Annotated in this window: 9 protein-coding genes; 6 read left to right on the top strand and 3 right to left on the bottom strand. The window is 57.2% G+C overall.

The window, feature by feature from the left end; translation table 11 throughout:
- The 3 genes from VMW13_01885 to VMW13_01875 all read left to right on the top strand — a co-directional run.
- Positions 1–735 (top strand): acyl-CoA dehydrogenase family protein (locus VMW13_01885; protein HUV43559.1); only part of this gene is annotated, 735 nt, incomplete at its 5' end.
- A gap of 23 nt (positions 736–758) precedes the next feature.
- Entirely contained in the window at positions 759–1,892 is a 1,134-nt protein-coding gene (locus VMW13_01880) for an acyl-CoA dehydrogenase family protein (protein HUV43558.1), read from the top strand.
- An 85-nt stretch (positions 1,893–1,977) separates the two neighbouring features.
- Entirely contained in the window at positions 1,978–2,394 is a 417-nt protein-coding gene (locus tag VMW13_01875; GenBank protein HUV43557.1) for a heme-binding protein, read from the top strand.
- A gap of 101 nt (positions 2,395–2,495) precedes the next feature.
- On the opposite strand, the gene VMW13_01870 is transcribed toward VMW13_01875, so the two are convergent.
- Positions 2,496–3,500, bottom strand: a complete 1,005-nt coding sequence (locus tag VMW13_01870; GenBank protein ID HUV43556.1) for a (Fe-S)-binding protein — start codon at positions 3,498–3,500, stop codon at positions 2,496–2,498.
- Positions 3,501–3,734: 234 nt separating this feature from the next.
- Here VMW13_01870 and rpsP point away from each other — a divergent pair, with 234 nt between their 5' ends.
- The 3 genes from rpsP (at position 3,735) to VMW13_01855 (ending at position 5,851) form a co-directional block, all read left to right on the top strand.
- The gene (rpsP, locus tag VMW13_01865) at positions 3,735–4,004 is read left to right on the top strand and encodes a 30S ribosomal protein S16 (GenBank protein ID HUV43555.1); all 270 of its coding nucleotides are present in this window, start codon (positions 3,735–3,737) and stop codon (positions 4,002–4,004) included.
- Positions 4,001–4,228 (top strand): KH domain-containing protein, encoded by a 228-nt coding sequence (locus tag VMW13_01860; protein HUV43554.1) that lies wholly within the window; start codon positions 4,001–4,003, stop codon positions 4,226–4,228. The genes rpsP and VMW13_01860 overlap by 4 nt, the downstream gene beginning before the upstream one ends.
- Before the next feature lie 189 nt (positions 4,229–4,417).
- Positions 4,418–5,851: a PQQ-binding-like beta-propeller repeat protein gene (locus VMW13_01855; GenBank protein HUV43553.1), complete on the top strand. Its 1,434-nt coding sequence runs from the start codon at positions 4,418–4,420 to the stop codon at positions 5,849–5,851.
- A gap of 111 nt (positions 5,852–5,962) precedes the next feature.
- Here the strand turns inward: VMW13_01855 and VMW13_01850 are convergent, their stop codons facing one another.
- Both VMW13_01850 and atpD read right to left on the bottom strand, forming a co-directional pair.
- On the bottom strand, positions 5,963–6,397 hold the full coding sequence (locus VMW13_01850; GenBank protein HUV43552.1) for a F0F1 ATP synthase subunit epsilon: 435 nt from the start codon (positions 6,395–6,397) through the stop codon (positions 5,963–5,965).
- On the bottom strand, positions 6,397–7,246 hold an 850-nt coding region (gene atpD, locus VMW13_01845), incomplete at its 5' end, for a F0F1 ATP synthase subunit beta (GenBank protein ID HUV43551.1). The genes atpD and VMW13_01850, both read right to left, overlap by 1 nt.

The following is a 7,246-nucleotide window of genomic DNA, read 5'->3' as shown; positions in this document are numbered from 1 at the left end:
AACTACATCATCAACGGCCAGAAGATGTGGATTCACGATGCCCAGACGTACCGTTACACGCTGCTGATGGCCAGGACCGACCCTGATGTCCCTCCTGAGCGCGGTATCAGCCTGTTCGTCATTGACAATACCAGCCCGGGGGTGACCGTTATGCCCCAATCAGCCATGAGTGGACAGACCACGCCCCAGGTCTTTCTGGACAACGTAATTGTGCCCGCTGGAAACCTGCTGGGTGAAGAGAACCGGGGCTGGGAGTACTACCAGGAGAACAAACCCTTCTACTGGAATAAAGAGCAGGGTGCCGAAACAGGAATGATGCGACGGGTATTTGATAACCTTCTTCAATATGTAAGAGAGACCACCAGGGACGGACACCCCCTGGGCCAGAGTCCCGCCGTCCGCCAGAAGCTGGCCAGGATGGCGACAGACATGACGGCGGTCCGTTCGCTGATGTACCGCATGGCCCGGATGGAGACTGAAGGAGTCGACATCTTTGATATCGCATCCATAGCCAGGGTATTTCATGTGGAGGCGTGGGTTAAGTTTGTTAATAGTGCCATGCAGATTTTAGGCCTGGGTGGACAGCTAGGTTCGCGCCAGAAGTATGCGCCTCTCAGAGGCATTATGGAGGCCCTGTACCGGCAGGCCGCCCTCCAGCTAGTGCAGCGGGCCGGCCCTTCTTACGTGAAGAGCATTATCGCCACACATGGACTGGGACTGCCGGAAGCCTGGTAACCACATTATCGCGGAGGGGCAAAATGGATTTTGGTTTTACTGAAGAACAGGAGATGCTGAGAAAGGCAGCTCGCGATTTCATTGAAAAAGAATGCCCCATGTCAATGGTCAGGGAAATGGCCGGGGACGAAAAGGGGTATTCGCCCGAGCTCTGGAAGAAGATGGCGGGACTTGGCTGGCCGGGACTTGTCTTCCCCTCACGCTATGGTGGTAGCGAGGGCAGCTTTCTGGACCTGGCGGTCCTCATCGAAGAGATGGGGCGGGCCTTACTGCCGGGTCCGTTCTTTGCCACCGTGGTACTGGGTGGACTGTACGTACTTGATGTGGGAAGCGAACAGCAACGGGAAGAGTTCCTGCCCGGAGTGGCCAACGGCGAGATTTTACTGACCCTGGCCCTGAGTGAGCCCGACGTCGAATACGACCCCGCTTCAATTGCCGTCACAGCTACTCCCCGGCAGGGTGGCTACATCATCAATGGTACCAAGCTGTTTGTACCCTATGCGCATGTGGCCGACCACGTGCTGTGTGTTGCCCGGACGGCAGAGGGAGCGAGACCGGGTGAGGGGCTGACTGTATTCATCGTGAATACCAGGACTCCCGGGGTCACCTGCACACCCCTGAAAACCCTTGCCCGGGACAACCAGTGTGAAGTGGTGTTTGAAGACGTGGTGGTATCCAGGGACAGTGTCCTCGGTGAGCCGGATAACGGCTGGCGGGATGTTGAAAGAGCCTTGCAGAGAGCGACAGTAGCCCTGTGTGTCGATATGAATGGTGGAGCTCAGCAGGTACTGGATATGACGGTGGAGTATGCCAAACAGAGAGTCCAGTTCGGGCGGCCCATCGGCAGCATGCAGGCGTTACAGCACCACTGCGCCAATATGAGCGTATCTATCGAGGCTTCGCGCTCCCTGGCCTACGAAGCTGCCTGGCGAATCAGTGAAGGACTCCCCTGTGCTGCGGAAGTTTCCATGGCCAAATCATTCGCCAGCGAGTGTTACACGCAGACAACACAGCTGGGGATGCTGATACATGGTGGGGTTGGCTTCATGGAAGACCATGACCTGCCGCTCTACTACCGGAGGGCCAAGGCGGCCGAGGTCATGCTGGGAGACGCCGACTACCATCGGGAAATGATAGCCAGGGAACTCCTTGACTGATGCCCTGACATTAGCGGGATAGCTCCGGCAGGGCGATACCCTGAACAGGAAGACCGGAGTATTATACGGTAGAAGGAGAGGGAGTATGATTGAAAAGAAGACTCTGGGACTGGCTGAGGCGGAGAAAGCGGTCAAGGCCATGATTGAGGAGGCAGCGAAGGACCCCAGGCCGATGTCCGTGGCTGTGGTGGACGCCTGGGGAAACCTGATTTGCTTTGCCAGGATGGACGGCGCCAGTGCCCTTACGGCTCGTATGGCCCAGAACAAGGCCTATACGGCGGCGTGCTTCAGTAATGATACCCGCAACATCAATCAATGGTTCAAAGGGGCCGGCAAGGACGTGGTCTGGTACGATGACCACAGGCTCACTCCGATTCACGGTGGCAACTGTGTAAGGTCGGGCAACGTGGTGGTTGGTGCCATCGGCACCAGCGGCCGCCACGAAGACGAGGACGAAGCCCTGTCGCTGGTCGGTAAGGCAGCCATTGAGAGCGACATCTAGCCTGATGTAACTCCGCAGCCAGCCATTCCTGTACTGGGAAGGGCCGGATACTGTGCCTTTATATCAGATACTGGTTTCTCAACCGGTTGCTTCAACCGGCCTCAACCGGCCACAACCGGCCAGGACTGCTCCCCAAGGGCAATACGACAGAGGTCGGTGATGTAGATTTTCTTCAGACCAAACTGTCCCGTTGGCCGCTGCATCACGCGGTCGCACACGGGGCAGAGGGTTAGCAGGGCGTCTGCTCCGCAGTCGATTGCGTCCCTGACGTTCTTCTCCTGGAACTCGACCGCCCTGTCCACATCGGTGCGGATAATCGGGGCGGTGCAGCAGAGGGCCGTCTCCCGCTCGTATTTCCGGGGTGGCCGTTCCACGCCGATTAGCTCCAGGATTTCATCAAGAAAGACATTCTTCTCCGGTGTGTATCGGGACGCGCAGGGCTGCTGGTAGGCGATTTTCTTTCCCAACCTGGTTATGCTGCTTTGATGGTCTCTAAGGTAGTTACGCAGGTACTCGAAGAGATGCATGTAGTTGAAGGGAATGTCGATGCCGTAATCCCTGCTCTTGGCATGCACCATGGCATAGCAGTCATCGTGGAGGAAAACAATGTCTTTCTGTACGCTTGCCAGGTTGTCGATGAACCTCTGTGCGTACCTCGCAATGGGACTCTCCTTGCCGGAATGCTCCCACCCGATAAGACAGTAGTAGTCCCCTCCCTTGATTATGCCCATACCTTCAAATAGCTGGCTGGCCAGGGTCTCTTCGGAGAGGTATCGTCCCATGGTACAGATTGAAAGGACAGGTTTATCCGCATCACCGGGTATCACCTCGCTGGGAATGTTGAAGCTGCCAGTAACCAGGTCTTCCTCACTCATGGGGAAGATTCCCGCCTTCTCCACAGCACTTATGATAAGGCTGAACGGGTCAGCCCCGGTAGGGCAGTATTCCTGACAGGCGCAGCAGGTGATGCACTTACTGACGATTTCGGCGGTTTCGCCTTCCATGAGTGCCTTGATATTAGCGACCGCCTTGTCCCTGTCATAATCGACATAGAGGCACTTTACCAGGCAATCTCCGCACAGGTCACACTTCGAAGCATCCCACATTGATTCCCCTCCTTGGTTTTGTAGTACAGACTCTTCTCGTATCAATCGACGCAGCCTTATTAAGACGCTTTTCAGGGGTCGTTGTCAAGTGATTTCCAGATGGACGACGGACCTCAGGCCGGTAACCTTACGTTCGGCGAATGTCAGCATGCTATCCTGGAAGATACTGAATATCCGCAATGGCAGCCTGACACTATTGACAACCCGTTACCAATACCGCATAATAGTCCAGACATGCTAAAAATAAGATTAAGACGAATGGGTGCCAAGAAAAAACCAAGCTATCGGCTGGTGGTAGTCGATTCCCGAGCGCCTCGTGACGGCGCATCCCTTAGTATTATCGGACACTACGACCCCCTCACCGACCCCGAGACAGTGGTCATCAAGGAAGAAGAAGCACTCAAGTGGCTTGGGCAAGGGGCTCAACCAACGGCCACAGCTAGTCGGCTGCTATCCAAAACGGGTATCATGGACAAGTTCAAGACAGCCAAGGAGAAAGCATGAGAGATCTAGTAGAGTACATCGCGAAGTCAATTGTCAACGCACCCGACGATGTCCAGGTTACCGAAGAAGAGGATGAGCAAGGCATCATACTCAAACTACAGGTTGCCGATGATGATAAGGGAAGGGTCATAGGTAAACAAGGACGTATCGCCGAGGCCATGCGCACCCTGATAAGGGTGAAGGCCGCCAAGGCTGGCACAAGAGCCACCCTTGAGATTGTCTGAGACGAGGGAAGTACCCCGCCTGCCTCCAACCGCATTTCTCTAGAAAGCCTGTCTCTTAACTCCACGCCCACTCAGGGGCACCACCCCCCGGACTTTCGGGATAAGGTTATGCATGAGAACATCAGTAATCACGCAGCCAGAGTCTGATGTTGTCTCCTCACATCCACCAATAATAAACCGAGGTGAATAATGGGTTCCGCTCCTGAGAACTCCGAGCAGCAACCGGAATACTGGCTTATTTGCCCGGTATGCCGGCAGCCAAACCCGGCGGGAACCCCGCACTGCCAGCATTGCTGGGGAGCCTCACTCTACTCGGTTGAACCGGTAAACACTCGGCAGCTCACTGTGATTATGAAGCGGCATGGGCTGTGGGGTCGACGCCGAAAGCTGTTCAAAATCGTCTCTGTGAGTGTACTGGCCCCCCTGATGCTGGCCGGCGCCTTATTCCTCTTAGTATTCAGCTTCACTGACGTAGTCCTGCCTCCATCACCCGAACTCAACTCCAGCCCAGCCCCCGGGGAATGGACGATGTTCCGGCATGACCTCGGTCGTACCGGCAGCATCAACCCCGATAGCCCGGCGCCCCAGGGGACCCTGAAATGGTCATTCACCACGGGCGCCCAGGTTCATTCGTCTCCTACCGTAATGGATGGCACTGTCTACTTCGGCTCCCGTGACTTCAAGCTCTATGCTGTCGACGCAGATACGGGCGAGAAACGCTGGGAGTTCACTGCGGAGACCTGGATTGATTCCTCGCCTACGGTCTACGATGGTATCGTATATGTCGGCTCCAATGACGGCAACCTGTATGCGATAGACACCGATACCGGTGAAGAGCTCTGGCGTTTCCACACCCAGTATCCCGTAAAGTCCTCCGTAGCAGTTGCTGACGGCACGGTCATCTTTGGCTCAGACAACTACTCCGTCTACTGCCTCGATGCCAAGACCGGGATTAAGGTCTGGGAATACAAGACCGGAAGCTTCGTAGCATCGTCGCCGGCGGTGGAAAACGGCATCGTGTACGTCGGCTCGATGGACGGCTCCATCTACGCATTGCAGGCAGACAACGGGAGGTTCCGCCTTCGGGTGAAGACTCGAGAAGTACCGTGCTCGCCGGCAGTCAAGGATGGCATCGTATACTTCAACAGCCGGACTCACCTCTGGGCCATCGACGGCAAGGCCAGGAACTGGCCCGGGGAGCGTGACCTGCGAGGCTGGTGGCTGCAGTTCTACGCATTCCGCCTGGCACCTATGCCGCCGCCAATATCAGGCATAATGTGGACCTTACCCCTGGGTACAGGCCGCACATCGACTTCTTCTCCCATCGTGACGGACGACACCATCTACACCGCCCTGGATAGCTGGCTGCACGCGGTCGACCTCGAAACACGTGAACGACAGTGGACCTTCGTGGCCGGGGGCTTGCTGCGGTCTTCACCGGCGCTGGGGAACAACGTCCTCTATATCGGTAGCGAGGATGGTCGTCTCTACGCCGTGGACGCCACCAACGGCTTGAAGCTCTGGGACTTTGCCACAGGAGACAAGATTACCTCGTCCCCTGCCCTCGTAGATGGTGTTATATACGTCGGTTCCTATGACGGTAAGCTGTACGCCATCGAATAGCTTTCCGGTGGAAAACCTGCAATTCCGGGTACAACTGGTCCGCCGAACGGGACACACCTCTAGCTGTTTCCGGTGGTTAAGCGCTTATCCACCAGCAGGTGCGGCGTTTCCCTATTGAGCCGACTGGGGCCCCGCCCTTCTCCGCCGCCGTTTCTCAGCCACCCTGAGCCGTATCAACGACCGGCGCAGCGCTGCTTCCACGCGGACATGGTCCGCTTCATCCAGCCTGCCGGCCAGCCGTTCCTGGGCCCGCTGTTTCGCCTCCTCGGCCCTGGCGGCGTCAATGTCCTCGGCCCTTTCCGCTGCATCGGCCAGGACCGTAACCCGGTCCGGCCGCACTTCAAGGAATCCCCCGGTCACCGCCAGTGAGAACTCCTTACCTTCCTGACGCACCAGCAGTTCACCGGGTTGCAGCATCGTCATCAGGGGAGCATGGTGCGGCAGGATTGCCATCTCCCCGTCGATGCCCGGAGCTACCACCAGGTCCACGTCTTCAGAGAAGACCAGTTGCTCCGCCGTAACAATATCAAGTCTTATACCAGCCACTAGTCGGCTCCCTGTAACCTCTCAGCTTCAGCGACGACATCATCTATCGTGCCCGTCATGTAGAAGGCCTGCTCCGGCAGGGCGTCATGCTTCCCGTCCAGAATCTCCCTGAAGCCACGGACTGTCTCCTCGCGAGCTACGTACTTCCCCTCACGGCCGGTGAAGACCTCGGCGACGAACATCGGCTGGGACAGGAACCGCTGTATCTTACGGGCCCGCGCCACGATGAGCTTGTCCTCCTCGCTGAGCTCCTCGATGCCGAGAATGGCAATCACGTCCTGAAGGTCCTTGTAACGCTGTAACACTCTCTGCACCTCGCGGGCTACCTGGTAGTGCTCCTCACCCACAATCTCCGGGTCGAGAATCCGCGAGGTCGATGTCAGCGGGTCCACCGCCGGGAACAGGCCCTGCTCCGAGATTGCCCTGTCCAGGGCGACAACGCCGTCCAGGTGGCCAAAGCTGGTCACCACGCCGGGGTCGGTATAGTCGTCGGCGGGCACATAGATAGCCTGGAAGGACGTGATTGAACCCTTATTGGTAGACGTAATCCTCTCCTGCAACTCACCCATCTCGGTAGCCAGGGTCGGCTGATAGCCCACCGCCGAAGGCATCCGCCCCAGTAGCGCCGATACCTCCATACCCGCCAGGGTATAGCGGTAGATGTTATCGATAAAGAGCAGCACATCCTGGCCCTCGACATCACGAAAATACTCGGCCATAGTCAGTCCGGTCAACCCTATCCGCAGGCGCACCGCCGGCGGCTCGTTCATCTGGCCGAAGACCATCACCGTCTTGTCGATGACGCCGGACTCCTTCATCTCGTTCCAGAGGTCGTTGCCCTCGCGGGAC

Source organism: Dehalococcoidales bacterium (assembly GCA_035529395.1).
GTDB lineage: Bacteria > Chloroflexota > Dehalococcoidia > Dehalococcoidales > Fen-1064 > DUES01.
The sequence above is the reverse complement of the archived record's forward strand: the minus strand, read 5'-3'. Positions and strand labels throughout refer to the sequence as shown.

Excerpts from the sequence above, each read along its gene's own strand:
- VMW13_01875 (HUV43557.1), top strand. The coding sequence starts at position 1,978 with ATGATTGAAAAGAAGACTCTGGGACTGGCTGAGGCGGAGAAAGCGGTC.
- rpsP (HUV43555.1), top strand. The coding sequence starts at position 3,735 with ATGCTAAAAATAAGATTAAGACGAATGGGTGCCAAGAAAAAACCAAGC.
- VMW13_01860 (HUV43554.1), top strand. The coding sequence starts at position 4,001 with ATGAGAGATCTAGTAGAGTACATCGCGAAGTCAATTGTCAACGCACCC.
- VMW13_01880 (HUV43558.1), top strand. The coding sequence starts at position 759 with ATGGATTTTGGTTTTACTGAAGAACAGGAGATGCTGAGAAAGGCAGCT.
- VMW13_01870 (HUV43556.1), bottom strand. The coding sequence starts at position 3,500 with ATGTGGGATGCTTCGAAGTGTGACCTGTGCGGAGATTGCCTGGTAAAG.
- VMW13_01855 (HUV43553.1), top strand. The coding sequence starts at position 4,418 with ATGGGTTCCGCTCCTGAGAACTCCGAGCAGCAACCGGAATACTGGCTT.